At 72.9% G+C, this 25,947-nt stretch carries 25 protein-coding genes; 19 read left to right on the top strand and 6 right to left on the bottom strand.

What is annotated here, in order from left to right; all coding sequences use genetic code 11:
• Positions 1 to 5 precede the first annotated feature (5 nt).
• The 8 genes from FHX82_RS24555 (at position 6) to FHX82_RS24515 (ending at position 8,650) form a co-directional block, all read left to right on the top strand.
• Positions 6 to 1,100, top strand: coding sequence for an LLM class flavin-dependent oxidoreductase (locus FHX82_RS24555; RefSeq protein ID WP_145934659.1), 1,095 nt, complete (start codon positions 6 to 8; stop codon positions 1,098 to 1,100).
• On the top strand, positions 1,097 to 1,981 hold the full coding sequence (locus tag FHX82_RS24550; RefSeq protein WP_183176806.1) for an SMP-30/gluconolactonase/LRE family protein: 885 nt from the start codon (positions 1,097 to 1,099) through the stop codon (positions 1,979 to 1,981). Before FHX82_RS24555 ends, FHX82_RS24550 begins: the two co-directional genes overlap by 4 nt.
• The gene (locus FHX82_RS24545) at positions 1,978 to 3,063 is read left to right on the top strand and encodes an LLM class flavin-dependent oxidoreductase (protein WP_183176805.1); all 1,086 of its coding nucleotides are present in this window, start codon (positions 1,978 to 1,980) and stop codon (positions 3,061 to 3,063) included. The genes FHX82_RS24550 and FHX82_RS24545 overlap by 4 nt, the downstream gene beginning before the upstream one ends.
• A 27-nt stretch (positions 3,064 to 3,090) precedes the next feature.
• Entirely contained in the window at positions 3,091 to 4,635 is a 1,545-nt protein-coding gene (locus FHX82_RS24540) for a class I adenylate-forming enzyme family protein (protein WP_145934662.1), read from the top strand.
• A gap of 131 nt (positions 4,636 to 4,766) precedes the next feature.
• Positions 4,767 to 5,369, top strand: a complete 603-nt coding sequence (locus tag FHX82_RS24535) for a TetR/AcrR family transcriptional regulator (RefSeq protein WP_145938017.1) — start codon at positions 4,767 to 4,769, stop codon at positions 5,367 to 5,369.
• Positions 5,370 to 5,385: 16 nt separating this feature from the next.
• A complete protein-coding gene (locus FHX82_RS24530; protein WP_145938018.1) occupies positions 5,386 to 6,111 on the top strand; it encodes an SDR family NAD(P)-dependent oxidoreductase in 726 nt (241 codons plus the stop codon).
• Positions 6,108 to 7,778 carry a hydroxymethylglutaryl-CoA lyase gene (locus tag FHX82_RS38190; protein WP_221216490.1) on the top strand — a complete coding sequence of 557 codons (1,671 nt, stop codon included), beginning with the start codon at positions 6,108 to 6,110 and terminating at the stop codon, positions 7,776 to 7,778. The genes FHX82_RS24530 and FHX82_RS38190 overlap by 4 nt, the downstream gene beginning before the upstream one ends.
• Positions 7,779 to 7,861: 83 nt before the next feature.
• Complete coding sequence (locus tag FHX82_RS24515; RefSeq protein ID WP_145938020.1) at positions 7,862 to 8,650, top strand: LLM class flavin-dependent oxidoreductase; 789 nt, start codon at positions 7,862 to 7,864, stop codon at positions 8,648 to 8,650.
• Here FHX82_RS24515 and FHX82_RS24510 read toward each other — a convergent pair.
• From FHX82_RS24510 to FHX82_RS24500, 3 genes are read right to left on the bottom strand one after another with little or no spacing between them, the layout of a single operon-like run.
• A complete protein-coding gene (locus tag FHX82_RS24510) occupies positions 8,578 to 9,057 on the bottom strand; it encodes an aldo-keto reductase family protein (RefSeq protein WP_183176804.1) in 480 nt (159 codons plus the stop codon). The two genes, FHX82_RS24515 and FHX82_RS24510, sit on opposite strands and share 73 nt — an antisense overlap.
• Positions 9,054 to 9,554, bottom strand: a complete 501-nt coding sequence (locus FHX82_RS24505; protein WP_145938021.1) for a hypothetical protein — start codon at positions 9,552 to 9,554, stop codon at positions 9,054 to 9,056. The genes FHX82_RS24510 and FHX82_RS24505 overlap by 4 nt, the downstream gene beginning before the upstream one ends.
• A gap of 8 nt (positions 9,555 to 9,562) precedes the next feature.
• Positions 9,563 to 10,330, bottom strand: a complete 768-nt coding sequence (locus tag FHX82_RS24500) for an enoyl-CoA hydratase-related protein (RefSeq protein WP_145938022.1) — start codon at positions 10,328 to 10,330, stop codon at positions 9,563 to 9,565.
• A gap of 84 nt (positions 10,331 to 10,414) precedes the next feature.
• Here FHX82_RS24500 and FHX82_RS24495 point away from each other — a divergent pair, with 84 nt between their 5' ends.
• The 10 genes from FHX82_RS24495 (at position 10,415) to FHX82_RS24450 (ending at position 21,208) form a co-directional block, all read left to right on the top strand.
• Positions 10,415 to 11,575 carry an acyl-CoA dehydrogenase family protein gene (locus FHX82_RS24495; RefSeq protein ID WP_145938023.1) on the top strand — a complete coding sequence of 387 codons (1,161 nt, stop codon included), beginning with the start codon at positions 10,415 to 10,417 and terminating at the stop codon, positions 11,573 to 11,575.
• Entirely contained in the window at positions 11,572 to 11,922 is a 351-nt protein-coding gene (locus tag FHX82_RS24490; RefSeq protein WP_145938024.1) for a Rossmann fold domain-containing protein, read from the top strand. The genes FHX82_RS24495 and FHX82_RS24490 overlap by 4 nt, the downstream gene beginning before the upstream one ends.
• Before the next feature lies 1 nt (position 11,923).
• Complete coding sequence (locus FHX82_RS24485; RefSeq protein ID WP_145938025.1) at positions 11,924 to 13,258, top strand: phenylacetate--CoA ligase family protein; 1,335 nt, start codon at positions 11,924 to 11,926, stop codon at positions 13,256 to 13,258.
• Positions 13,248 to 14,426, top strand: coding sequence for a thiolase family protein (locus FHX82_RS24480; protein WP_145938026.1), 1,179 nt, complete (start codon positions 13,248 to 13,250; stop codon positions 14,424 to 14,426). Before FHX82_RS24485 ends, FHX82_RS24480 begins: the two co-directional genes overlap by 11 nt.
• Complete coding sequence (locus FHX82_RS24475; protein WP_221216489.1) at positions 14,426 to 15,865, top strand: 3-hydroxyacyl-CoA dehydrogenase NAD-binding domain-containing protein; 1,440 nt, start codon at positions 14,426 to 14,428, stop codon at positions 15,863 to 15,865. The genes FHX82_RS24480 and FHX82_RS24475 overlap by 1 nt, the downstream gene beginning before the upstream one ends.
• The gene (locus FHX82_RS24470) at positions 15,862 to 16,599 is read left to right on the top strand and encodes a CoA-transferase (protein ID WP_145938027.1); all 738 of its coding nucleotides are present in this window, start codon (positions 15,862 to 15,864) and stop codon (positions 16,597 to 16,599) included. The genes FHX82_RS24475 and FHX82_RS24470 overlap by 4 nt, the downstream gene beginning before the upstream one ends.
• Positions 16,596 to 17,318 carry a co-chaperone HscB gene (locus tag FHX82_RS24465; RefSeq protein ID WP_145938028.1) on the top strand — a complete coding sequence of 241 codons (723 nt, stop codon included), beginning with the start codon at positions 16,596 to 16,598 and terminating at the stop codon, positions 17,316 to 17,318. Before FHX82_RS24470 ends, FHX82_RS24465 begins: the two co-directional genes overlap by 4 nt.
• On the top strand, positions 17,311 to 19,254 hold the full coding sequence (locus tag FHX82_RS24460; RefSeq protein ID WP_145938029.1) for an acyl-CoA dehydrogenase family protein: 1,944 nt from the start codon (positions 17,311 to 17,313) through the stop codon (positions 19,252 to 19,254). Before FHX82_RS24465 ends, FHX82_RS24460 begins: the two co-directional genes overlap by 8 nt.
• 1 nt (position 19,255) lies before the next feature.
• Entirely contained in the window at positions 19,256 to 19,978 is a 723-nt protein-coding gene (locus FHX82_RS24455) for an enoyl-CoA hydratase-related protein (protein ID WP_145938030.1), read from the top strand.
• A gap of 66 nt (positions 19,979 to 20,044) precedes the next feature.
• Positions 20,045 to 21,208 carry an FAD-dependent monooxygenase gene (locus FHX82_RS24450; protein ID WP_221216488.1) on the top strand — a complete coding sequence of 388 codons (1,164 nt, stop codon included), beginning with the start codon at positions 20,045 to 20,047 and terminating at the stop codon, positions 21,206 to 21,208.
• 98 nt (positions 21,209 to 21,306) lie between these two features.
• On the opposite strand, the gene FHX82_RS24445 is transcribed toward FHX82_RS24450, so the two are convergent.
• From FHX82_RS24445 to FHX82_RS24435, 3 genes are all read right to left on the bottom strand, one after another.
• Complete coding sequence (locus FHX82_RS24445; protein ID WP_145938032.1) at positions 21,307 to 21,867, bottom strand: HD domain-containing protein; 561 nt, start codon at positions 21,865 to 21,867, stop codon at positions 21,307 to 21,309.
• 73 nt (positions 21,868 to 21,940) lie between these two features.
• A complete protein-coding gene (locus FHX82_RS24440; RefSeq protein ID WP_145938033.1) occupies positions 21,941 to 23,533 on the bottom strand; it encodes a long-chain-fatty-acid--CoA ligase in 1,593 nt (530 codons plus the stop codon).
• A 61-nt stretch (positions 23,534 to 23,594) separates the two neighbouring features.
• Positions 23,595 to 24,224: a TetR/AcrR family transcriptional regulator gene (locus FHX82_RS24435; RefSeq protein ID WP_145938034.1), complete on the bottom strand. Its 630-nt coding sequence runs from the start codon at positions 24,222 to 24,224 to the stop codon at positions 23,595 to 23,597.
• A gap of 92 nt (positions 24,225 to 24,316) precedes the next feature.
• Between FHX82_RS24435 and FHX82_RS24430 the strand changes: the two genes are divergently transcribed.
• Positions 24,317 to 25,942, top strand: coding sequence for an acyl-CoA synthetase (locus FHX82_RS24430; protein ID WP_145938035.1), 1,626 nt, complete (start codon positions 24,317 to 24,319; stop codon positions 25,940 to 25,942).
• Positions 25,943 to 25,947 lie beyond the last annotated feature (5 nt).

The raw sequence follows: 25,947 nt of genomic DNA, 5'->3' as shown, positions 1-25,947 counted from the left end.
TCCCGATGCGAGTCGGATACACGAGCATTTTCCAGGGCGGCGGCGACGCGAAGGACGACCAGCGTGTCTACTCCGACGAGCTGCGCCTGTGCGACCTGGCCGAACCGCTGGGCTTCGAGATGCTGTGGGGCGTCGAGCACCACTTCACCTCCTACACGATGTGCCCGGACCCGATCCAGTTCCTGTCCTACATGGCGGGGCGCACCAGGAACATCCTGCTCGGCTCGGGCGCGGTGATCCTGCCGTGGCACGACCCGGTGCGGGTCGCCGAACAGGTGACGATGCTGGACCTGATGTCCGGCGGGCGGTTCGTCTTCGGCATGGGCCGCGGGCTCGGCCGGATCGAGTTCGAGGGCCTGCGCGTCCCGATGGGCGAGTCGCGTGCCCGGTTCGTCGAGTCGGCCGAGATCGTGCTGCGCGCGCTGGAGACCGGCGTGGTCGAGGCGGACGGGAAGTACTACCAGATCCCGAAGCGCGACCTGCGGCCCCGGCCGGTGAAGTCCTTCCGCGACCGGCTCTACGCCGCGGCGGTGTCGCCCGAGTCGGTGCGGATCATGGCCGACGTCGGCGCCGGGATCCTGATCAACCCCCAGAAGGACTGGGACGAGGTCTCCGACGACATGGCCCAGTACCGCGAGCAGTTCCGCGAGCTGAAGGGCGTGGAGGCGCCGGCGCCGATGGTCACCGGCTGGGTGTGCTGCGACAACGACCCGGTCAAGGCGAAGGACATGGCGCAGGAGTACATCGGCGGCTACTACGAGTCGGTGATGTCGCACTACGAGCTCGGCGGCCGGCACTTCGCCAGCACGCAGGGCTACGAGTACTACCGCTCGCTGGCCTCCTACATCCAGCACAAGGGGTCGGGCAAGGTCGTCGACAACTTCATCGAGCTGCAGATCTACGGCACGCCCGACCAGTGCTACGAGCGCATCCTCGACATCCGCTCCAAGGTGGGCAACGACGGGTTCAACGCGGTGTGCTCGTTCTCCGGCATGAGCTACGAGACCGCGGAGGCCAACATGCGCCTGTTCGCGGCGGAGGTGATGCCGCGGGTCAAGGAGCTGCCCCGCTACGAGTTCGAAGAGGCGGCGGCCTCGTGACGGCCCCGAGAGTCGTCGCCGGAGGGCTGCGCTTCCCCGAAGGGCCCACGTGGCTCGGTGACGGCGCGGTCGCGGTGGTGGAGATGAAGGGCGAGGCGATCAGCCGCGTCGCGCCCGACGGCACGGTGACCCCGCTCGGGGACTGCGGTGGCGGCCCGAACGGCAGCGCGCTCGGCGCGGACGGCGAGCTGTACGTCGCGAACAACGGCGGCCTGTCCGCCGAAGGCACCGGCTACTGGCACGCGCCGCGGCAGCTGGAGGGTTGCGTGCAGCGCGTCGATCCCGGCGGGACGGTCACCACGGTGCCGCCCGCGTTCCCCGGCCCGGCGCCGCACCGGCCGAACGACCTGTGCTTCGGCCCGGACGGGACGCTGTACGTCACCGACAGCGCCGACTGGGAGAACCTGCGTGGCATCAGCCCCGGCCACGTCGTCGCGATCGGCGCCGACGGCGGCGTGCTGGGCTCGGCCGAGGTGCCCGCGATGCCCAACGGTGTCGCGTTCGGACCCGACGGGCGGCTGTACCTGACCCAGTCGCTGACCCGCAAGGTGCTCGCCTTCGAGGTCTCCGGCGGCACCTTCGGCGAGCCGGAGCAGATCTGCAAGCTGCCCTCGGGCATGCCCGACGGGCTCTGCTTCGACGGCGAGGGCCGCCTGTACGTGTGCGGCAGCATCGGGAACGCGATCTTCGTCTACTCCGGCGGTGAACTGGCGGAGACGATCGAAACGGGGGACGGCACCCAGCCGACCAACTGTTGTGCGGGCGACGACGGCCGCCTGTACGTGACCTATGGGCTCGCCGGGCAGCTGGTGGCCTTCGACCTGGGACTGACGCCCGCGGCATCGCACACGGGCTCGGTCACCACGAGGGAGGACTCGTGAAGCTCGCCCTGATCTACGAGCTGCCGGTACCGCGGCCGTGGGGCCCCGACAGCGCCTACCACGCCTTCGAGAACACCCTGCAGGAGATCGAGCTGGCCGACCGGCTCGGGTTCCACAGCGTGTGGACGGTGGAGCACCACTTCCTCGACGAGTACTCGTTCTCGTCCGCGCCCGGCGTGTTCTACGGGTCGATCGCCGCCCGCACGCAGAACATCCGGATCGGGCACGGCGTCCGGCTGCTGCCGTTCCCGTACAACCACCCGGTGCGCGCCGCCGAGGCCGCGGCCACCGTGGACGTGCTGTCCAAGGGACGCCTGGAGTTCGGCACCGGCCGCTCGGGCACGCGCATCGAGATCGAGGGCTTCGGCATCAGCCCGCCCGAGACGCGGCCGATGTGGGAGGAGGCGCTCGACGTCATCGTCGGCAGCTGGACGGAGGAGGAGTTCAGCTGGCACGGCAAGTACTTCAAGCTGCCACCCCGTGGCGTGGTGCCGAAGCCGTACCAGCAGCCGCACCCGCCGATCTGGGGCGCCACGTCCAGTGCGGACAGTCACGAGATCGTGGGCCGCAAGGGGCTCGGGCTGCTGTCGTTCTCGGTGGCGATCCCGCCGGAGGGGCTGACCAAGCGCATCGGCCGTTACCGCGAGGGCCTCGAACAGGTGCGGCCGGTCGGGAAGTTCGTCAACAACCGGATCGCGACCTTCGCCCAGGCGCACTGCGCCGAGACCACCGCGCAGGCGCACGAGGACGCCAAAACCGCCTTCCCGTGGTACATCCAGTCGTCACTGAAGACGATCGCCGAGCTGGGCGCCTGGCAGGAGGGCACCAACCTCGGCAGCTACGAGTACGCGCGGAAGCTGCTCGGCGGCATGTCGCTGGAAGACCTGACGTTCGACTACCTGGTGCGGAACGAGACCGTGCTGTGCGGGGACCCCGAGCACTTCCTGCAGATGTGCCGCCGCTACGAGGCGGTGGGCGTGGACGTGCTGATGCTGCTCGTCCAGTCCTACGACATCCCGCACGAAAAGGTCATGCGTTCGATCGAACTGATCGGCACCGAGGTGCTGCCGAAGCTGTCGTGACCCTCATGGCTGCACGAAGGAGTGCGCATGTCCGTCCAGCAGAACTCGCGCGTCGCGGACTGGATCCGCATCAACGCGAGCACGGTCCCGAACCGGGCGTGCTTCGTCACCGACACGGCGAGCTTCACGTTCCGTGAGGTCAACAGCCGGGTCAACCGCATCGCCTCGGCGTTGCGGCGCATGGGGGTCTCCCAGGGCGACCGGGTGGCGCTGTTCGCCACCGACTCCGCGCAGTACGTGGAGACCCTGCTCGCCTGCATGAAGCTCGGCGCGCTGTACGTGCCGCTGAACTTCCGGCTGGCCCGTCCCGAGCTGCAGGCGCTGCTGCGCACCGCCGAGGCGAAGGTGCTGTTCTACAGCGACCGCTACACCGGCCTCGTGCGCGGGGTCGACGTACCGGGGCTCAAGACGGTGATCAGCTACGACTCCGAGTCCGGCGACGAGTCCTACGAGGGGCTCGTCGCCGCCTCCCCGGACGAGGAGATCGACGTCCCGGTGGCCGACTCGGACATCGTGTGCCTCGCGTTCACCAGCGGCACCACGGCGCTGCCGAAGGGCGTCCTGCACTCGCAGCGGATGGCCAAGCACATGGTCATGCAGTGCATCGTGGAACGGCGGATGACCAACCTGTCGTTCCACTACTCGGCGGCCCCGCTGTTCCACGTCGGCGGCATGCTCTACACGCTGTCCGGCGTGGCACGCGGGCACACCTCGCTGGTGCTGCCCGCGTTCGACGCCCCGACGGTCGCGCACTGGATGGCGCGCGGCGGGCTCGACGGTGTGTTCCTGGTGCCGACGATGATCGACACGCTGCTGCACGAGCCGGCCGTGGCCCAGGGGGACTTCTCGAACCTCAGGTCCATCGGGTACGGCGCCGCGCCGATGTCCCCGGCGCTGCTGCGGCGGGCGATGAGCCGGTTCTCGTGCGACTTCATGAACATGTTCGGCGCGGGCACGGAGGCCGGGTTGCAGACCGTGCTCACGCCGGAGGACCACCGCCTCGCGCTGGCCGGGCAGGAGCACCTGCTCGGCTCGATCGGCAAGGCGGGCATGGGCGTGTCGCTGCGGCTGTGCGACCCCGACGACGACACGGGGCTCAGTGACGTGCCCGACGGCGAGGTCGGCGAGATCGTGACCCGCGCGGACGCGGTGATGTCGGGCTACCTCGGGCAACCGGAGGAGACCGCGAAGGTGCTGGTGGACGGCTGGTTCCGCGGCGGCGACCTGGCCTGGCGGGACGAGGCGGGCTACCTCTACCTCAACGGCCGCAAGAAGGACATGATCATCCGCGGGGGCGAGAACATCTACCCCGCGGAGATCGAGGACGTGCTCGGCACCTATCCCGGGGTCCGCGAGGTCGCCGTGGTCGGCGTGCCGGACGAGCACTGGGGCGAGATCGTGCGGGCGCACGTGATCCTCGAAGACGGCGCCACGCTGGCCGAGGACGAGGTGCGCGCGTACTGCAAGGCCCGCCTCGCCGGGTACAAGGTGCCCGCGGTGTTCTCGGTGGACACCGAGTTCCCGCGCAACGCCAGCGGGAAGGTGCTCAAGCGTGAACTGCGGGCGGGATAGGGTGGGGCCCCGGACGGTTCCGGTGCCGCCGGAACGGCACCAGCAACGAGGGGGTTCGATCGCCAGTGGCCGCGCCACGCCGACGCCGCACCGCGGCACCAGCGCCGGAGAGCGACATCGCCCGGCGGCGCATGGAACGCAGGCAGGCCGGCCGGCAGCGGTCGGACGCCCGGTGGGCGGAGATCCTGACCGGGGCGGCCCGGGTGTTCGGCAGGCTCGGCTACGCCCAGTCGACGCTCGAGGACGTCGCCGCCGAGGTCGGGATCAGCAGGGCGACGCTGTACTACTACGTGGGCACCAAGGAGGAGCTGCTCGTCGCGCTGCTGCACGATCCGATCGAGACGATGCGGACGCGGCTGGAGGAGGTCGCGGCGCAGCCGGACTCGGCCACCGAGCGGCTGGCGGCGGCGCTGCGCGAGTACGTGCGCACGATGGAGGAGCTGCCGGAGCTGTTCATCTTCCTGAGCGAGAACGTGCACCAGGTGATGTCGGGCCCGGAGGCCGACGACATCCGCGACAACGCCGACCGCTACGGCCGCGCGCTTGCCGACGTGATCCGCTCGGGCGCGAAGGCGGGGGAGTTCCGCACGGACATCGACCCGTCGGTGGCGGTGCTGGGCATCATCGGCATGTTCAACTGGATCCACCGCTGGTACAACCCGGCGGGCGAGCGGAGCCTCACCGACTTCGGGGAGGACTTCATCAAGATGGCGCTTTCGGCGTTGACGGACTGAGTTCCGGGGGCGCGTCGTGACGGGCGCGCTGGTGACCGGCGGCGGCCGCGGGATCGGGGCGGCGGTGGTGCGCCGGATCGCCGCGGAAGGCGTGCCGGTGGCGGTGCTGGACCGCGACGGCGCGGCGGCCTCCGCGGTCGCCGCGGAGATCACCGGCACGGGTGGCCGGGCGCTGGCGATCGAGGTGGACGTGGCCAAGGCCGATCGGGCCGCGGAGGCCGTCGAGACCGCCGCCGAATGGGCCGGCGGGCTGGCGTTCGCCTACAACAACGCGGGCGTGACGGGGATCCGGGCCGAAACCGCCGACTATCCCGAGGACGTTTTCTGGCGCGTGCAGTACGTCAACGTCGGAGGCGTGCTGTCGTGCCTGCGGGCGGAGCTGCGGCTCATGCTGGCGGGCGGCGGGGCGATCGTGAACGCCGCGTCCGGCGCGGCGGTGGCCGGGGTGCCGGGGTCGAGCGCGTACGCCGCGAGCAAGCACGCGATCGCGGGACTGACCAGGACCGCGGCGGTGGAGTACGCCTCGCGGGGAATCCGCGTGAACGCCGTCGCGCCGGGACTGGTGCGCACGGGACTGGTGCGGGACCTGGACGACTTCGAGGCGGCCCATCCGGCGGGCCGCGCGGCGGAACCGGAGGAGGTGGCCGAGGCGGTGTGGTGGTTGCTCAACGCGTCGTACGTGACCGGCGTGCTGCTGCCGGTGGACGGCGGCCTGCTGGCGCGAGTGCCGGGGTTGTCGTGACTCCCGCACCACGACCGGAGTCCTGTGCCGTGCTGCCCTCGGGGTGTCTGCGTGGACGCACGGCTCTGGTCACCGGGGCGGGCACCGGGATCGGCCGGGCGGTGAGCCTGCGGCTGCTGGAACTGGGCGCGCACGTCGTCGGTGCCGGGCGGCGGGAGGAGCCGCTCGCGGGGACCGCCGAGCTGGGCGGCGACCGGTTCCGGTTCCAGGCGCTGGACATCCGCGACCGGGCGGCGGCCAACGCGTTCGTGGCCGGGATCGGTGGCCTGGACCTGCTGGTGAACAACGCGGGCGGGCAGTTCATCGCCCCCATGGACAAGATCTCGCCACGCGGGTTCGCCGCCGTCGCCGATCTGAACCTCACCGCGACGGCGTCGCTGATCCAGGCGGCTCACGCGGGTCTCGCCGAACGCGGCGGCCGCGTGGTGAGCCTGTCGTTGTCGGCGCCGGAACGCGGTATTCCCGGTCTGGCACTCGGCCGCGGCCCGCGCCGGGATCGCCGCGCTGACCAGGACGCTCGCGCGGCAGTGGCGCGCCGAGGGGATCCGGCTGTTCTGCCTGGCCCCGGGCACCGTCCTGACCGAGGGCGTCGCGGGGGAGATGCCGGCGGAAGCGCTGGCCCGCGTCGTGGCCAGGACGCCACTGGGCCGGGACACGACGACCGCCGAGGTGGCGGAATGGGTCGCGGCACTCGGCAGCGGGATCGCCGACGCCGTGAGCGGGGCTTCGATCGAAATCGACGGTGGCTCGGGGCTGGTCGCCGCGGCGGCACGGGAGGAATGATGGTCGAGATCGTCGAGGTGTCCCCGCGTGACGGGCTGCAGAACGAGGACCGCACACTGTCCACTGAGGACAAGCTGGAGCTCGTCGAACGCGCGGCGCGCACCGGGGTGCGGCGCGTCGAGGTCACCTCGTTCGTGCGCCCGGACCGTGTGCCGCAGCTGGCGGACGCGGCCGAGGTGGCGAAAGCCCTGCCGGACAACGGAATCGGTTACAGTGCCCTCGTCCTCAACGTGCGTGGGTACCAGCGTGCCGTCGAGGCGGGCATCCGCGAGGTCACCACGCTGGTCCTCGCCAGCGACACGTTCAGCGAGCGGAACCAGGGCACGACCACCCGCGAGGCGGTGGAGGTCGTGCGCGAGATCCGCCGGCGTGGCCGCGAGGACGGCGTGCGGGTCGCGATCACCATCGGGGCGTCGTTCGGCTGCCCGTTCGAGGGCGAGGTGCCCGAGTCCCGCTTCGCCGGGGTGGCCGCCGCGGTCGCCGACGTCGACGCCGACGAGGTGAGCCTCGCCGACACGATCGGCGTCGCCGTGCCGTCGGACATCGAGACGCGCTTCGGCCTCCTGCGGGAGTGCGCGCCCGGGGTCCCGATGCGGGTGCACCTGCACGACACGCGCAACACCGGCGTCGCGAACGCCGTCGCCGCCGTGCGCAGCGGGGTCCAGGCCCTGGACGCGAGCCTCGGCGGGATCGGCGGCTGCCCGTTCGCGCCCGGCGCGTCGGGCAACGTCGCCACCGAGGATCTCGTCTACACCCTGCACCGCATGGGTTTCGACACCGGGCTCGACCTCGGTGCGGCGATCGAGCACGCGAGGTGGGTGACCGGCAAGCTGGGCGTGCCGCTGTCCGGACGGCTCGGGCGCGTCGGTGGGTTTCCGACATGAGCGACGCTTGCGAGCGAATCATCGGACACCATGCTGGCCAACAACGCTGCCGCGGCTTGCCGCGTCCTTGAAGGGAGAGTCGCATGAGTGTGCACGCCCTGCTCATTCCGAACGTCACCTGGCCCGAGCTGCTCGCCCACGCCCGGCGGCTCGAAGAGCTGGGCGTGACCACCGTGTGGGTGGACGACCACCTGCTGAACCCGGCGCACCCCGGCCGGTCGTGGCTCGGCGCGTGGAGCGTGCTGCCCGCGCTGGCGGCCGCGACCTCGCGGATCCGGCTCGGCCCGCTCGTGGCCAACGGCGTCCTGCACCCGCCCGCCGTCCTGGCCCGGCACGCGCTCTCAGTGGACCACATCTCCGGTGGCAGGCTGGAACTCGGGCTCGGTTCGGGCTATGCGAAAGCGGACCTCGCAGCCGGGCAGGCCACCGAGTTCGACACCGTGGTGTCCACAGTCGACAAGGCACTCCGGGGTGAGCCGGTGGTCGACGGGTTTCCGCCACTGGCACCAGCCGGCCGGATCCCGCTCACCATCGCCGCCCACGGCAGGCGGGCGCTGGAAACCGCCGCGCGGTACGGCGACCGCTGGGTGTCCTACGGCGGCTTCGGCCTCGACGAACCCACACACCTCGCCCGCACCCGGCGGAGGATCGCCGTCGTCGACGAAATCCGCCCGGTGCGGAAGATGCTGCTCGCCGGCAGCCCCGCCGTGACCGCCGCCCCGATCTGGTCGTCGGTGCAGGCCGCCACGGACTTCACCGGCCGTTACCGTGAAGCGGGCATCGACGAGTTCACGTTCTACTACCCGCCTTCGGCGATGTGGTCCTCCCCGAAGGCGGACGAGGTGTTCGAGGACTTCGTGTCACGGCAGTAGTTTCTCCACCGCCGGCCACAACTCCTCGGGCACCGGTTCGCGCACAGCGCCAGGTTCTGCCCCGCGGTCGCCGCACACCTCGCCGAGCGCATGCACGAGGTCGAGGACCTCCTGCGGCGCCCGGCGGTAGAGGTAGGTGCTGCCGGACGCGAGGAGCCCGGAGTCGAACGGCGCCGCCGCGAGCACGTGGTGCCCACGCCGATTTCTCCCACTACGCCCCCGGCACGCAGGCGTTCCAGCGCGGGAAACGTCTCGCGCACCGCGAGCGTCAGGTGGTCGTCGGGATCGTGCACCAGCACGGTGTCGAAGTGCCGGATTCCGCCGTTCCACGCGGTTTCCAGCGTCGCGAGCGCCGTCTGCCGCGCCACCTCGCCGAGCGGGCCGCAGCCGAACGCGAGCCGGCTCACGCCAGGCGCCGCAGTTCGGCGTCGTACTCGCGGGCCTGCGCCGGGGTCGACCGGGCGGCCACCCGCAGCGAGCGCACGAGCAGCGCGGCGGACGGATCGGCCAGCCGGACGGCGGCCTCTTCCGGGGCGCCTTCCTGCGCCAGACCACACCTCCGCAGCGCGGCGGCGTCCGGCTGTGTGAACAGCAGCGACCGCAGCGGGGGCGCCGACAGCAGCGACGTCAGGCCCAGCGCGAGCACGGTGTCGGCGGCCACCTCGACGCGGAGGTCGTCGGCGGCGAAACCGAGGCTCACCGATGCGAGCAGTGCCAGCGCACTGGCATCGCACTGTCCACTCACGACAGTGACGGTGGGCACGGTGAGCGTGTCGAGCCGCCGGAAGAACCCCGTCGCGCCGTCTCCGTACCGCAGCCCGTTCGCCTCGATCAGCACCACCTCGTCCGCGCCACGCAGCTCCTTCGCGTCCGCGTTCCAGTCCGAAAGGGACAGTGTGCGCACGAATCCTCCTAGCGTCCCGTGAACCGCGGCGCGCGCTTGTCCAGCAGCGCCGTGATGCCTTCGACGTGGTCCTCGCCGGACAGCAGCAGGAGCAGCTGCTGGCGCTCGTACTCCAGCGCCGCCGCCAGCGGCAGCTCCTCCGCCCGCCGCACCGCCCCGCGTGCGGCCCGGACCGCGAGCGGCCCGTGCGCGGCGATCTCCGCGGCCAGAGCGGTGGCCGCGGGAACGAGCCGTTCCGCGGGCACGATCCGGTGCACCAGGCCGAGGTCGCGGGCCTCGAAGGCGTCCACGTTCCGGCCGGTGAGCACGACACCCGCCGCCGCGTACCGCCCGGCGGCCCGCGCCCACCGCTGCGTGCCGCCCGCGCCCGGCACGAGCCCCAGCTTGACCTCGGGCTGCCCGAACACCGCGGTGTCGGCGGCCACCACGAGGTCGGCCGCGAGCGCCAGCTCGCATCCACCGCCCAGCGCGTAGCCCGCGACCGCCGCGACGAGCACGGTCTCCACCGCGCCGAACCGCCGCCAGCTGCGGCCGCGCTCGGACGCGGCGTACTCGACCGGCGAAATCTCCCGCAGCTGCCGGACATCCGCGCCGGACGCGAACAGCTTCGGCCCGCCGGTCAGCACGATCGCCCGCACGCCGGCGTCGGCGTCGAGCTCCTCCAGCGTGCCGGCGAGCGCGACGAGCAGGCCGGTGGACAGTGCGTTGCGGGTGGCCGGTGCGTCCAGTGTCACGACCGCGACCGCGTCGTGCCTGGTGACGGTGACCTCTCCCATGTGCGGCCCCTTGACTTCGATGCACCCCTGTGTACCTTTGTCAGCATCTACGTCGACGTTGATTTTGGCAAGGGAGTCGCGGCTATGACAGTCCTCTGGGAACCGACACTCGACGCCGAGGCCGCCCGCTGGCGCGACGTCGCCCGCAAGGTGGCGACCGAGCGGTTCGCCCCGCTGGCCGAGGAGCTCGACCGCGAACAGCGCTATCCCACCGAGCACATCACGACGTTCGTCGAGACCGGGCTGTCGGGGATGCTCGTGCCCGCCGAGTACGGCGGCGCCGGGCTGTCGATGACCGCGATCTGCGCGGTGGTCGAAGAGGTGTCGGCGGCCTGCGCGTCCACCGGCGCGATCCTCGCCGCGCACGCGCTCGGCGCGGTCCCGCTGCGGCTGGCCGGCACCGAGGCACAGCGCCGGGACGTGCTCGGCCCGCTGCGCGGCGGCGAGGCGATCAGCTTCGCGCTCACCGAGGAGGGCGCGGGCAGCGACGCGGCGGCGCTCAAGGCCCGCGCGGAGGCCGACGGCGACGGCTACCGCCTGTCCGGCGAGAAGATCTACATCGGCAACGGCAGCATTTCCACGCGCTACGTGGTTTTCGCCAAGACCGACCCGGCCGCCGGAGCCCGCGGAATCACCGCGTTCCTCGTTTCCGCGGACGCGCCGGGGGTGACCATCGACCGCGTCGAGGACAAGATGGGCATCCGCGGCACGCGCACCAGCAACCTGAAGCTGGACAACGTGCGCGTCGAGGCGGACGCCGTGCTCGGCGAGGTCGGCCGCGGCCTCAAGCTCGCCCTGCGGACGCTCGACCTCGGCCGGATTTCCGTGGCGGCACAGGGACTCGGCATCGCATACGCGGCGTACCGGCTCGCCGCCGCGGAGGCCACGCGGCGGCACCCGTTCGGCAAGCCGCTGATCGAGAACCAGGGCATCGGCTTCCGGCTGGCCGACCTCGCCGTCGACCTGTCCGCGGCGCGGATGCTCACCTACGAGGCCGCGCGTGCCTACGACGCCGGTCAGCCGGTGTCGCTGCCCGGCGCGATGGCGAAGCTGCACACCAGCGAGGTGGCGCACCGGGCGGTCGACCTCGCCGTGCAGGTCTTCGGCGGCGACGGGTTCTGCAAGCCCTGCCCGGCCGAGCGGCTCTACCGCGACCAGCGCGTGCTGGAGATCTACGAGGGCTCGTCGGAGATCCAGCGGCTGGTGCTGGGCCGCGCGATCGCGGCCGAAGCAGCCGAGGCGTGACCGTGACCCAGGTGATCGTGCACGTCAGCGGCGACGGCGGACTGGCAGCGGCGGCCTCGGGTGCGGTCGCCACGCGGCTCGGCGAGGCGTTCGGCCAGGCACGGGATGCGGTGGGGCGGCTGACTTCCGGCGACGCCGTGCTGCTGCGGTGCACCGCGGACGGGGACAGCGTGCTCACCGGGGCGCTCAGGTCGCTGTGCCGGACGCTCGCGCGCGAAGCCGCGGCGCGGGGGGTCCGGGTGAACGCGATCGTCGGGAAGCCGGAGGCGGACGTCGCCGGGCTGGTGGCGTTCCTCGGCAGCGACGCGAGCGTGATGTGCACCGGCGCCGTGCTGGCGGCGTGCTGACATGGACACGCTGCACGAGTGCGAAACCGCGCCACCCGAACGCCTCCGGGAGCGCCGGCTGGAGCTGCTGCGCACGCAGCTGACCCGCGTGTACGAGGCCGGCGGGCACTACCGGCGGCAGTGGGACGAGCTGGGCTGGCATCCCGCGGAGCTGAAGTCGCTCGACGACCTCGCCGCGCTGCCCTGCACCGACAAGACCGCCTACCAGCGTTCGCTCGACGCGACACCGCCGTACGGCGAATTCCTCGCCGTACCAAGGGAAGACGTCGCGCGGGTGCACTTCTCCTCCGGCACCACCGGCCGTCCGGCGCCGGTCTGCTGGACGAGGGCCGACCTCGACCGCTGGGCCGCGCTGTACGCCCGCGCGGCCTACAGCCAGGGCGTCCGGCCAGGAGACGTCTACCAGTGCCTGTTCGGCTTCGCGTGGTTCGTCGGCGGCCTCGGTGGCACGCTCGGCTACACGGAACTGGGCGCGGCGGTGATCCCCGGCGGTTCGGGCGACACCGAACGGCAGATCGACACGATCTTCCGCTACGGCACCACCGCCGTCGGTGGCACGCCGTCGTTCCTGCTGCACCTGGCCGCCCGCGCCCGCGAGCTGGGCACGCCGCTGTCGGAGTCCGGGGTGCGGCACGTGATGGTGGGCGGCGAGCCCGGCGGCGCGGTCGCCGCCACGCGCGCGCTGATCGAACGCGAATGGGGCGCGCGCTGCTTCGACGGCTACGGATGCCTGGAGTTCCAGCCGATCGCGTGGGAGTGCGCCGCCCAGGCGGGCGGGCACCTGGCCGAGGACTTCGTCCACGCCGAGGTACTCGACCCCGCCACGCGCGAACCCGTGCCCGACGGCGAGCCCGGCGTGCTCGTGCTGACCCACCTCGACAAGCAGGCGTGCCCGCTGGTGCGGTGGTGGACCGGCGACGTCGTGGTGCTCGACCGCACGCCCTGCGAATGCGGCCGCACGCACGCGCGGCTCGCGGGCGGGGTGCGCGGCCGCGCCGACGACATGCTCGTCGTGCGCGGGGTGAACGTGTTCCCGTCCGCGGTGGAGAACGTGGTCCGCCGCACGGTCGGCGACCTCGCGGAGTTCCGCGTGGTCCTCGATCCGGCGCTGGCCGACCCCGCGACCGGCTACCCGACGGCGTTGCGGCTGCAGGTCGAGGCCGCCGAGGCGGGGGAGCTGCCCGCCCGGCTCGCGGCCGCGCTGCGGGCAGAGCTGCAGGTGCGGGCGGTCGTCGACCTCGTCGAGCCGGGCGTGCTGCCCCGCACGACGCACAAGGCGCGGCGGGTGGTCCGCGCGTCCGAGTCCGAGCGAGAGGGGTCCCATCGTGTCCCGTGACGTCCTGCTGATCGGTGCCGTGCGCACGCCCAACGGCCGCTACGGCGGATCGCTGCGCCAGACCGGTGCCGTCGACCTCGGCGTGCTGGCCGCCCGGGAGGCGGTCGCGCGCGCCGGCCTCGGCCCCGAGCTGGTCGAAGAGGTGGTGCTGGCGAACTGCCGCCAGGCGGGCAACGGTCCCAACCCCGGCCGCCAGGTCTCGCTGCGTGCCGGTTTCCCGCGGGAGGCACCGGCGCAGACGATCAACATGGCCTGCGCGTCGGGACTCAAGGCCGTGCAGCTCGCGCGGCAGTCGATCCTGTCCGGGGAGGCCGACGTCGCGGTGGCGGTGGCGGCGGAGTCGATGAGCACGATGCCTTACCTGGCACCGTCTTCGCTGCGCTGGGGTGGCGTGCGCCGCGGCGACATCGTGCTCGCCGACGGCTGGCGCGACGGCGGCACCGACCCGGTGTGCGGGCTCAACATGGGCCAGACCGCCGAGAACATCGCCGAGCGCTTCGGTGTCTCCCGTGCGGATCAGGACGCCTGGTCACTGCGCTCGCACCAGCGCGTCGCGACGGCCTGGGCCGAGGGCCGCTTCGCCGGGCAGGTGGTCGACGTGCCGCTCGAAGACGGCGACGTGCTCGACCGCGACGAGGGCTTCCGCACCGACACGACGGCGGAACGCCTCGCCCGCCTGAAGCCGTCGTTCGTCCAGGGCGGCACGGTCACCGCGGGCAACGCGAGCCAGATGGCGGACGGTGCGGCCGCCGTCGTGCTCGCCAGCGCGGACGTCGTCGCCGCGCACGGGCTGACGGCGCTGGGCCGGATGCGCTCGTTCAGCGCGGTCGGCGTGGACCCGGCGGTGATGGGCGTCGGCCCGGCGTCTGCGATTCCGCGGGCGCTGGAGGCCGCCGGAGTCAAGACGGCGGACCTGGACCTGGTGGAGATCAACGAGGCGTTCGCGGCGCAGGTCGTGCACAACGTGCGGGCGCTGGACCTCGACGAGGAGCGGGTCAACGTCAACGGCGGCGGGATCGCGCTCGGGCATCCGACCGGGCAGAGCGGCTGCCGTCTCGTGGTGTCGCTGCTGCACGAGCTGGCGCGGCGGGACCAGTCGCTGGGCGTGGCGAGCCTGTGCGTGGGCGGCGGGCAGGGTGTCGCCGCGGTGATCGAGAGGGTGGCGTGATGAGCGAGCTGGCCGGACTGCGGGTGGCGGTGGCCGGGCTTGGCCCGATGGGCCGCGGGATCGCGCGGGTGTTCGCCGAGGCGGGAGCCGCCGTCACGGTGGTCGACGCCGACGAGGAGACCACCGCGCGGGGACAGGCGAAGCTACAGGAAGAAGGTCCACCGATCAAAGTGGACACTGCGGCGGGGGTGACGGACGCGGCCCGTGACGCGGATCTGTTCGTCGAGGCCATCGTCGAGCGGTTCGAGGCCAAACTGTCCCTTTTGGACCAAGTGCGGGCGGCGGGCAACGCCGGGCTGGTGGTCGCGTCGAACACGTCGTCGCTGAGCATCGGCGAGCTGGGCAAGGCCTACGGCGACCCGTCACGCGTGCTGGGGATGCACTTCTTCAACCCGCCCACGAAGATGCGGCTGGTCGAGATCATCCGCGGCGCGCGCACCGACGCGGCCGTCGTCGGCCGGGCGCGAGAGTGGGTCGCGGCGCTGGGCAAGACCGCCGTGCTGTGCGCGGACTCGCCGAACTTCATCGTCAACCGCGTCTGCCGCCCGCTGTACTACGAGTCGCAGCTGCTGGTCACACAGGGCGTGGCGCCGCAGGTGGTCGACGCGGCGATCAAGGGCGCGCTCGGGCACCGGATGGGGCCGCTGGAGCTGCTCGACTTCACCGGCCTGCACACCCACCTCGGCTCGTCGGAGACCGCGCTGCGGGAGTTCGGCGACCCGCGCTACCGGCCGATCCCGCTGACCCGCCAGCTCGTGCGCGCCGGGACCACGGGCCGCGCCGCCGGGCGGGGCTACTACGACTACTCGCAGGGGAAACCCCGCGAGGCGCAGGCGGCCGTGCTGCGGCAGCCGTCGGAGTCGTCGGCGCGGGTGCGCTTCGCCGGATCCGATGTGTCCACTGAGGACGGCGACCTCACCGTCTACCGGACGAACACCTGTGCTGAGAAGGACATCGAGGCCGTCCGAGAACTCGCCCGGCGGGGACGGGTCGTGGTCGACTCTTCGGCGGGCGGGTGGGTGGAGCACCTTCCGGCGGGCGCGGGCTGGGTGCGGCTGCACGGCACTGGCGAGAACGGGTTCGCCGAGGTGGTGTCGGACGAGGTCGCGGGCATCGAACCGGCGTACGACGTGGTGGACGCGCTCGGCGCGGTCTCCGTGCCGGTGCTCGCACTGCCGGGTCTGGTCGTGGACCGGGTGATGCACACGGTGGTCAACGAGGCGCTCACGCTCGTCGAGGAGGGCACCGCGGAGGCCGGGGACGTCGACCTCGCGCTGCGGCTGGGCATGAACCACCCCGCCGGCCCGCTGGAGTACCTCGACCGCACCGGCGCCGCCGCCGTGCTGGCCGGGCTGCGCGGAATGCTCGCCGGCTTCGGCGACCCGCGGTACCGGCCCGCGCAGCTGCTCGTGCGCCGGGCCGCCGGGAGCCGGCGGTGAGCGAGCTCGCCGACGCCGTCGCCGGGGTCGGCGCCGGGGAGACGGTGTGGCTGGGCAACTTCGGCGCCCAGCTGTTCGCGGTCGGCGACGAGCTGGTCCGCCAGCGCGCGCGGGACCTGCACGTCGTGATCGGTTCCGGCGGGCTGCTGCTGGACCGGCTCGTCGAGGCCGGGGTGGTGGCGGAGGTGACGTTCGCGCACTGCTGGAGCGCCGTCGGCCCCGCTCCGGCGCGGGAGTTCCGGCGCGCCTGGCAGGACGGGTCGGCGATCCGCTGGCACGAGCTGCCCCTGGGCGCGTTGTCGGCGGCGCTGACCGCGGCCGGGCAGGGCGTGCCGTTCGCGCCCGTCGCCGTGCATCCGGACACGGGATACGCGCAGTGGTCCGGTGGCCTGCTCGCGCGGGCGGACTCGCCGTTCGGGACCACGACCGTGGTCCGCGCCCTGCCGGTCGATGTCGCGTTCGTGCACGCGGACCTCGCGGAACCGGGCGGCGACAGCGCGTTCGGCGCCCCGGGTGGGGAGGCCGTCGCCGCGGCGCTGGCCGCGCGGCACGTGGTCGTGGTGACCGAGGAGCTGACGACGGCGGAGCGGGTGCGGGAGCGGGGCGTGGACCTGCCGGGGCTGCTCGTCGACACCGTCGTCGAGGTGCCCGGCGCGGTCGCGCCCGACGGGGTGGCCGGGAGGTATCCCCGCGACGTGGCGGCCTACCAGGAGTACGCGGGGAGGAGGCCGTGAACGAGGACGTCGTCGCCTTCCTCGTGCGTGCGGCACGGGAGTTCCGCGGCTGGGTGTTCACCGGATTCCACTGGCCGGTGCTCGCCGGCGAGGTCGCGGCCCGCCTGGGCGTGACGCCGCTGCGGCAGCTGTTCGAGGCCGGGTTCGCCACCGAGGGGCCCGCGGACACGCTGCCCACCTCGACGACGGACTTCGCGGCCTTCGGCTCCGCGATCACCTGGCGGGGCACCACCGGCGACGTGCTCGGCAGCCTGGTGTCCCGCGTGGGCCTCGTGTGCCTCGACGCGGCGAACGTCGACCTGCACGGCAGGGTCAACTCGACGGCGATCGGGGAGTACGCCCGTCCCCGCGTGCGCCTGCCCGGCGGTGGCGGCGCCGCCGACGCGGCCGCCGGTGCCGGGTCGCTGCTCCTGCTGCACGGAGGCGCGGATCCGGCGCGGCTCGCCGCGCACGTCGAGCACGTGACCGCGGCACCGCGGGGGCGGGTCCGGCTGCTCACCCGGTGGGGCACCCTGGAACTGGGCCCGGAACCCGAGTTGCTGACGACGGCCACCGCGGACGCGGCGTTCGCCCGGCGGCTGGAGGTGCTGGGCGTCGACACGGGCGCGGCGGAGGCGGAGAAGCCGCCGTCGGACGAGGAGTGGACCGTGGCCACGGCGGTGCTCGCCGAGGCCGCCGAACGGGGCTACGTGGTGGGGCGGGAGGCCTTGCGTGAGTGAGGAACTGGACGAGCTGCGGCGAGTGGTGCGTGAGCTGGCCGGAAACTGGGACTACCAGCCGCGGTGCGACGCGTGGATGCGGGGGTACGACCCGGAGTTCAGCCGCGAGCTCGCCCGCAGGCACCTGATCGGGCTCACGTGGCCCACCGCGGTCGGCGGCGCGGGACGGTCCAATGTGGAGCGTCTGGTGGTCACCGAGGAGCTGCTGCGCGCCGGGGCGCCCGTCGCCGCGCACTGGATCGCCGACCGACAGATCGGCCCGGCGATCCTGCGTTCGGGCTCGCCGGAGCTGCGCGCCGCGATCCTGCCGGGCATCGCCGCCGGGGACATCACGTTCTGCCTCGGCATGAGCGAGACCGAATCCGGTTCGGACCTCGCCTCCGTGCGCACCCGGGCCGTCCGTGACGGCGACGGGTGGCGGCTCACCGGCCGCAAGATCTGGACCACGCAGGGGCACCACGCGACGCACGCGTACGTCCTGGCGCGCAGCGGGCGCGGGGAGGACAAGCACGACGGCCTGACCGAGTTCGTGGTGGAGATGAGTGCGCCCGGCGTGAGCGTGCGCCCGATCCTGGACCTGTCCGGGGAGCACCACTTCAACGAGGTGGTGTTCGACGACGTCTTCGTGCCCGGCGACCGCGTGATCGGCACCGAGGGCGGGGGCTGGCGGCAGGTCACCGAGCAGCTGTCGTTCGAGCGCGGCGGCATGGAGCGGGTGCTGTCCACGTACCCGCTGCTGGCGGCGCTCGGCGAGCGCGAGGTGGACCGCGCCGCCGTGGGCGGCCTGGTGGCGCGGCTGCTGACGTTGCGCGAGCTGGCCTGCCGGGTCGCGGAGGCGATGGACGCCGGCCGAGCGCCGAGCGCCGAGGCGGCGGTGCTGAAGTACCTCGGCACGTGGTTCGAGCGCGATGTCGTGGACGTGGCCCGGACCGTGAGCGAGGTGGAACCGGTGCCCGGCGCGGACTCCTTCGCCGGGCTGCTCGCGCAGGCCCAGCTCGCGGCGCCGGGGGTCTCGATCCGCGGCGGCACCGACGAGATGCTGCTGACCATCGTCTCCCGGCAGCCGCCCGCCCCGGCGGCCGGCGACATCGGGAAGATGGCCGACGAGGTGCTGTCCGGGACGCCGGACTGGGCGACGATCAGCGAGCTGGGCTGGCCCGGGGTGGGCGTGCCCGAGGAGGAAGGCGGTTCGGGCGGCACGTTCGCCGACCTGGCGGCGCTCGTCCGCGCCACCGGCCGGCACGCGCGTCCCCTTCCGCTCGGGGAGGCGGGAGTCTCCCGCGACTTGACTGTCGCGAATGGACGGATCTCGGGTACGGCCGACGTGACCTGGCCGGGAGAGTCGGTCCGGGTGCTGAGCGACGAGTTCGCCGCGCGGCTCGACCTGACGGCGGCGAAGGTCGAGCGGTGGGAGGACCTCGCGGGCCGGCCGCGGGCGCGGGTGAGCTTCTCCGGGGTTCCGGCGGAGGTCGTTCCCGTCGGGGATGCCTTGGCACGCCTCACGGTGCTGCGCGTGCACGCGGTGCTCGGCGCGGTCGAGGGCGCGTGCCGGCTGACGCGGGAGCACGTCACGTCCCGGGAGCAGTTCGGCAGGCCGCTGGTGCGGTTGCAGGCCGTCGCGCACCGGCTCGCGGAGATGGACTGCGAGCGGGTGCTGCTGGAGGTGGCGGCGTCGGCGGCGCTCGGACTGGCACCGGCGCGGGTCGCGGCGGCGGCCGCGCTGGTGGACCGCGTCGCCACGACCGTCGCACGGCTGGCCCACCAGCTGCACGGCGCGATGGGCATCACGCGGGAGAGCCCGCTGCACCGGTACACGACGTTGCTGTGGGCGCTGCGCGACCAGCTCGGCCCCGCGCGCCGCTGGGCGCTGCGGGTGGACGAACTGACCCGCGCGGACCCGTGGGCAGCGGTGACCACCCGTCCGGAAGGGGCTTGAAATGCCGTTGGTACAGCTGGAAGAACCGGCCGAAGGCGTACGGGTGATCCGGCTCGACGACCACCCGCGCCGCAACGCGATCACGCCGGAGCTGCAGGCGGACCTGCGTGCGGCGGTCGACGCCGTGGCGGCCGACGAGGATGCTCGCGCGGTCGTGGTCACCGGTGCGGGAAGCGCTTTCTGCGCCGGTGCGGACCTGTCGAAGACGTTCGGCGAGAACCGGCCCGTGCACGTGACGCGCGACCTCCTGCGGGCCACCTACGACAGTTTTCTGCGGGTGCGCCGCCTGCCGGTCCCGACGATCGCGGCGGTGCACGGCGCGGCGATCGGGGCGGGGGTGAACCTCGCGATGGCGTGTGACGTGCGCATCGCCGGTCCGCGGGCGAAGTTCGGCCTCACCTTCACCCGGCTCGGCCTGCACCCCGGCGGCGGCTGCACGCACTTCCTCGTGCGGGCGCTGGGCCGTCAGCGCGCGCTCGCGGCGCTGCTGGACGGGGCCACCCTCACCGCGGAGGAGGCGGAGGCCGCCGGGCTCGTGCTGGGCGTGACCGAGGACCCGTTCGCGGCGGCCCTGGACCGTGCCACCCACTGGGCGGCGCTGGACCGGGGCCTGGCGATGGACCTCAAGCGGTCGGTGAGCCTGGCCGTGGACGGGGCGTTCGAGGACGTGCTGGAGTTCGAGGCGTGGGCGCAGGCGGCGTCCGCCGGGAAGCGGGCGTCGTGACCGGGCTGCCCCCGCGCGTCCGGCCGTGATCCTCTTTTTCGCCGTTTCCGGGCCATAATGCCGGTTGTGCGCATCGTCGTCGTCGGAGGCGGGATCGGCGGACTGACCACCGCGCTCGCCCTGCTGCGGGCCGGGCACGAGGTCCGCGTCGTGGAGCGGGCCGGCGGGTTCGGCGAGATTGGCGCGGGTGTCCAAACAGGACCGAACGCCACCAGGGTGCTGCGGCACCTCGGCCTCGCGGACGCGCTGGAGCCGGTCGCGGTGGTGCCCGTGGCCACCCGGTTCCTGCGCTGGGACGACGACGCGGTGCTGACGGAGTGGCCGCTGGCGGAGAACGTCGAGAAGCGGTTCGGGGCGCCCTACCACACCTTGTACCGGCCGGACCTGATCGCGGCGCTCGCCGGGGCGCTGCCGCCGGGCGTGGTGGGCTTCGGCCGTCCGGTGACGGCCGTCGAGTCGTGGGAGACCGAGCCGGTGGTGCGGTTCGCCGACGGCAGCGCGGAGACGGCGGACGTGGTGGTCGGCGCGGACGGCATCCACTCGGCGGTCCGCAAGGCGACGGTGCCGGAGACGGCGGCGAGGTTCTCGCGGATGTGCGCCTACCGGGCGCTGGTGCCCGCGGACGCGCTGCCGAGCCGCGGTGAGCCGGTGGTCCGCGCGTGGCTCGGCCCGAACCGGCACCTGGTGGCGTATCCCGTGGGTCGCGGTGGGCGGTACGTGAACCTCGTGTGCGTGGTGCCCGCGGCGGGCTGGTCCGCGGAGTCGTGGACGGCGCCGGGGAGCGTGGCCGAGTTGCGGGCGCAGTTCGAGGGCTGGTCGCCGCGGTTGACCGAGCTGCTCGACGCGGTGCGTGAGCCGGTGTACCGGTGGGGCCTCTACGACCGGGAGCCGTTGTCCCGCTGGTCCACGCCCAGCACCACACTGGTGGGTGACGCGTGCCACCCGATGCTGCCGTTCCTGGCGCAGGGCGCGGCGCAGGCGATCGAGGACGCGGTCGTGCTGGCCCGCTCTCTGACCGGCGACCGTGCCGCGGGCCTGGCGGCGTACGAGGCGGAGCGCCTGCCCCACACGGCCCTCATCCAACGCCAGTCCTGGGCGAACAACGTCCGCTTCCACCTCCCGGACGGCCCCGGGCAGCGCGAACGCGACGCGGCGATGACGAGCGGGGAGATCATGAGCCTGGACGCGCTGAGCCCCGTCCTGGGCCACGACGCGGTGACGGGGGAGTGACGCGCCTTCGCGAACGCGCCGGAGCCGTACGTCACCGAGGCGGTGGACCAGCTGGCGGAGTTCTTCGAGGAGACCAGGGCCGCGGGCGGCCCGGGGTCTCAGCCCTCGCGCCAGGCGAGTGGCGACAGGGAAACCGCGGTCTCGGCCACGCGCCTGGCCGTGTCGGTGGTGAGGCTCGTCAGTGCACTGTCGATCCAGCCCTGTACACCCCGCACGCCCACCTCCCGGTATTCGACAGCCTGCAACAGCATTTCGAGCTTGTCCGCGTCCCGGGCGCACCGGGCTTCCCGGGTGTCGTCCGCCTCGTACTCGGCGACCGCGGCACGCACCGACTCACCGGCAGCCGACGGCAGGACCGCGGTCTGGTCGGCGGTGATCCGGCGGGCGTCGGGCTTCGTCAGGTACGGCCGCACCGTGTGGGGCAGATCGCCGGTCCGGGTCTCCTGCGAGTCGTGCCAGATCGCCAGGTACGCCGCGCGGGCGGGATCGGCTCCCTCCTGGGCGGCGAGCAGTCCGGCCAGCTGGGCGACCCGCAGGGAGTGCTCCGCCACCGACTCCGGATCGCGGACGCCGGCATGCCACCAGCCGGCGCGGCGCAACCGCTTGAGGATGCCCAGCTCGAAACCGAACACGGCGATTCCCTGGGCCTCGTCGGGCACGGAGGTCTCCTCACGGTCGGCGGCAACGACGTGAGGCTAGCAACGGGCAGGGAGTCCGGCGGGCGAAACACCCTCAGGCCGGTTCCACCGGCAGCTTCCCCGCCTTCCGGTCCGCCCTCAGCTGCGTCTTGAGCACCTTCCCGCTCGGGTTGCGGGGCAGGGCGGGCACCACGGCGATGCCCCGCGGCCGCTTGTACCGCGCCAGCCGGTCCGTGCACCACTCCTCGAGCTCGGCCGCCGTCGGCGCCTCACCCGGCGAGCGGGGCGAGATGACCGCCAGCGGCGTCTCGCCCCACTTCTCGTCCGGCATGCCGATCAGCGCGACCTCGCCGATCTTCGGGTGCGCCGCCAGGACGTTCTCCACCTCGGCGCAGTAGATGTTCTCGCCACCGGAGATGATCATGTCCTTCTTGCGGTCCACGACGAAGTAGTACCCGTCCTCGTCCTGGCGCACCAGGTCGCCCGAGTGGAACCAGCCACCCCGGAACGCCTCCGCCGTCTCGGCCGGCTTGTTCCAGTACTCCTTCATCACCATCGGGCTGCGGTAGACGATCTCACCGACCTCGCCCCGCGGCACGTCGTTCAGGTCGTCGTCCACCACCCGCACCTCGACGTTGAGCATCGGCGTGCCGACCGACCCGATCTTGCGGATCGAGTCCTCGCCCCGCAGCAGCGTCGTCACCGGGCTGCACTCGGTCTGCCCGAACGCCGTCGTGACCTCCGCCTGCGGGAACGTGTCGATCAGCGTGCGCAACAACGTCGTGGACGCGGGCGCCGCACCCCAGGAAAGCCTTGTCAGACAAGACAAGTCGCGCGACTCGATGCCCGGCACGCGCACGATCGCCTGCCACTGCGCGGGCACCAGGAACAGCGACGACACCCGCTCGCGCTCGATCAGGTCCACCACGGCGACCGGGTCGAACTGCCCGCTCGGCAGCAGCACCGTGCGCCCGCCGAGCAGGAGGTTCGGCAGCAGCCCGGACAGCCCGGCGATGTGGAACAGCGGCGCCGCGGCGAGCCACACCCTGTCGCCCGGCCCGGCCTCCAGCGACGCCATGTTGCTGAACGCGTGCATCAGCAGGTTGTGGTGGGTGAGCACCGCGCCCTTCGGCCGCCCCGTGGTGCCCGAGGTGTACATGATGAACGCCGCGTCCTGCTCGTCCACGGTGAGCTCCGCGAACTCCGGCGACGCCGCGGCCAGCGCCTCCTCGTAGTCCTCCATGCCGTCCGCCGCACCACCGAACACCAGGCACGGGCCGGGCGAGGCGACCTGCTCCCGCGCCTTCGCCAGCGCCGGGGCGAGCGATGCCTGCACGACGCTCGCCGTGGCGCCGCTGTCGTCGAGGACGTACGCGATTTCGTCGGCCACGAGCCGGAAGTTGACCGGCACACAGATCGCACCGAGCCGCGTCGACGCGAAGTACGCCTCCAGTACTTCGAGCGTGTTCAGGCCGAGCACGAGCACCCGGTCGCCGTAGCCGACGCCCCGGTCGCGCAACGCGTTCGCCAGCCGGCTCACGCGCTCGTCGAACTCGCGGTAGCTGCGGGTGGTGCCGAGGAAGGTGTAGGCGGGCTCGCCGCCCTGGGTGCGCGCGTGGCGGGCGAGCTGGTCGCCCATCGTCATCCCGCGGCCCAGCAGGCGCGGCACTTCGGCAACTCCGGACATCGGCAACCTCGGCGATCCGGTGGGCAGGTACGCCGTTTCTACCTCGCCGCCGGGGAAACAGTCAACACTGACCGTCAGCGAAGAGCAGCCGGTGCGCGAGCGACTTCCACAGCGCCAGGTGCGGGTCGCTGCCCGGGCGCCGCCGGTGCTCGAACATGTACGGCAGCGCCGCGCCCCGCATGCTGGTGAACAGCAGCTCGCCCAGCTCGGGGTAGTTCGGGTGGGCGCACACGGCGGGCCCCCAGATCCGCTCGCCGACCCTGCGGATCGCGTTGCGCAGCGCGCGTTCCTGCGGCCGCAGCGCCGCGGCCAGCGCCGGGTCGGTCCTGGCCGCGGTCCACAGCTCGACGGCCGCCCAGAACGGGGGCTCGTGGAACGTCGCCCACAGCAGGTCGATGCACCGCTCGACCCGCCCCCGGCCCTCGGGCACGTCGGCGAGCAGCGCCACGACGCGCTCCTCGGTCTGCAGCAGCCTGCTGGCCGTCAGGTGCTGGGTGGCGGCGAGCAGCAGCTCGTCCCGCGACGGGAAGTGGTGCAGCAGCCGGCCGCGCGACACCCCCGCCTTGGCCTGGATGGCCAAAGTGGACGCTCCCGCGTAGCCCAGCTCGACGAGGCACGCCACGGCCGCGTCGAGGATCAGCGTCCGGCTACCGGCCGCGCGGTCCTGCCGGTTCCGGGTCTCGGTCACCACGCGTCCACCATAGCCGTTGAACAGTCGGTGTTGACTGTTCCGCCGGAACCTTGCACTCTCGCAAGGGAGTCCACGGTTCGAGGAGGAGCCGCATGTACCCGGGTACCCACGCGGACGCCGATCCCGGCAGGCCCGCCGTCGTCATGGCCGGTTCGGGGCAGCGGCTGACCTACGGCGAGCTGGAGGAGCGGTCCACCCGGCTGGCGGACGCCCTGACCGGCGCGGGCCTCCGCCGCGGGGACGTCGTCGCGCTGCTGACCGACAACTCCGTTCGCGCCTACGAGGTGTACTGGGCCGCGTTGCGGTCGGGCCGGTACCTGGCGGCGGTGAACAGCCACCTGTCCCCGGCCGAGGTCGCCTACATCGTCACCGACTCGGGCGCGAAGGCCCTCGTCGTCTCCGCCGCGCTCGGTGAGCTGGCGGAAGCGGTGGCCGGGCTGCTTCCGGGGGTGCCGGTCAAACTGGCCTACGGCGGGGAAACCGGCGGCTACGCCGACTACGACGCCTTCCTGGCCACCGGCTCGCCGGAGCGCCCGGCGGAGCAGCCCTCGGGCGCCGACCTGCTGTACTCCTCGGGGACCACGGGCCGCCCGAAGGGCATCAAGGTCGACCTGCCCGAGTACCGGGTGGACGAGCCGGGCGACCTGCTCACCCCCGTCCTGCAGGGCATGTACGGGTTCGGGCCGGACATGGTGTACCTGTCCCCGGCGCCGGTCTACCACGCCGCGCCGCTGCGCTTCGGTGCCGCGGTGCACCGGGTGGGCGGCACGCTGGTGATGATGGAGCGCTTCGACGCCGAGGCGGCGCTGCGCGCGATCGAGACGTATCGGGTCACGCACAGCCAGTGGGTGCCGACGATGTTCGTGCGGATGCTCAAGCTGCCCGGCGGCGTCCGTGCCCGGTACGACCTGTCCAGCCACCGCGTCGCCGTGCACGCGGCCGCGCCGTGCCCGGTCGAGGTCAAGCGGGCGATGATCGACTGGTGGGGGCCGGTCCTCTACGAGTACTACGCCGCCACCGAGGGCGCCGGGATGACGTTCGTCGACAGCACCCAGTGGCTCGCGAAACCCGGGACGGTGGGCCGCGCGGTGATCGGCGTCATCCGCATCTGCGACGACGAGGGCAGGGTCCTGCCGCCGGGCGAGGTGGGGACCGTCTACTTCGAACGCGACGAAGTGCCCTTCAGCTACCACGGCGACCCGGAGAAGACGCGCGAGGCGCAGCACCCGGAGCACCCGACGTGGTGCACGATCGGCGACGTCGGCTACCTCGACGAGGACGGCTTTCTCTTCCTCACCGACCGCAGGGCCTTCATGATCATCTCCGGCGGGGTGAACATCTACCCGCAGGAGATCGAGGACGCGCTCGCGCTGCACCCCGCGGTGCTCGACGTCGCGGTGATCGGGATTCCCGACCCCGAGATGGGGGAGTCGGTCAAGGCCGTCGTGCAACCCGCGCCCGATGCCGTCCCAGGCCCCGAGCTGGCGGCGGAGCTGCTCGCCTACCTGCGCGAGCGGATCGCGCACTACAAGGTGCCCCGCAGCATCGACTTCGTGGACGAACTGCCCCGCACCCCCACCGGCAAGCTGGTCAAGCGGCGGCTCAAGGAACGGTACGCGGCCCCCGCCGCGGCGGGAAGCGATTCGGAAACGACTGGGGAGACGGTGTGGGTGGCGGAACCTCAGCCGCCTTCTCACTCCGGGATCGCCTCCTCATGAATGCC

This window comes from Amycolatopsis bartoniae, from assembly GCF_014191255.1.
Classification (GTDB): Bacteria; Actinomycetota; Actinomycetes; order Mycobacteriales; family Pseudonocardiaceae; genus Amycolatopsis_E; species Amycolatopsis_E bartoniae.
This window is presented reverse-complemented; position numbering and strand designations above follow the sequence as displayed.

Coding starts and splice junctions, on each gene's coding strand:
- FHX82_RS24500 (WP_145938022.1), bottom strand. CDS start 10,330: ATGGGAGAGGTCACCGTCACCAGGCACGACGCGGTCGCGGTCGTGACA.
- FHX82_RS24430 (WP_145938035.1), top strand. CDS start 24,317: ATGTACCCGGGTACCCACGCGGACGCCGATCCCGGCAGGCCCGCCGTC.
- FHX82_RS24495 (WP_145938023.1), top strand. CDS start 10,415: ATGACAGTCCTCTGGGAACCGACACTCGACGCCGAGGCCGCCCGCTGG.
- FHX82_RS24475 (WP_221216489.1), top strand. CDS start 14,426: ATGAGCGAGCTGGCCGGACTGCGGGTGGCGGTGGCCGGGCTTGGCCCG.
- FHX82_RS24540 (WP_145934662.1), top strand. CDS start 3,091: ATGTCCGTCCAGCAGAACTCGCGCGTCGCGGACTGGATCCGCATCAAC.
- FHX82_RS24535 (WP_145938017.1), top strand. CDS start 4,767: ATGGAACGCAGGCAGGCCGGCCGGCAGCGGTCGGACGCCCGGTGGGCG.
- FHX82_RS24485 (WP_145938025.1), top strand. CDS start 11,924: ATGGACACGCTGCACGAGTGCGAAACCGCGCCACCCGAACGCCTCCGG.
- FHX82_RS24455 (WP_145938030.1), top strand. CDS start 19,256: ATGCCGTTGGTACAGCTGGAAGAACCGGCCGAAGGCGTACGGGTGATC.
- FHX82_RS24440 (WP_145938033.1), bottom strand. CDS start 23,533: ATGTCCGGAGTTGCCGAAGTGCCGCGCCTGCTGGGCCGCGGGATGACG.
- FHX82_RS24515 (WP_145938020.1), top strand. CDS start 7,862: ATGAGTGTGCACGCCCTGCTCATTCCGAACGTCACCTGGCCCGAGCTG.
- FHX82_RS24555 (WP_145934659.1), top strand. CDS start 6: ATGCGAGTCGGATACACGAGCATTTTCCAGGGCGGCGGCGACGCGAAG.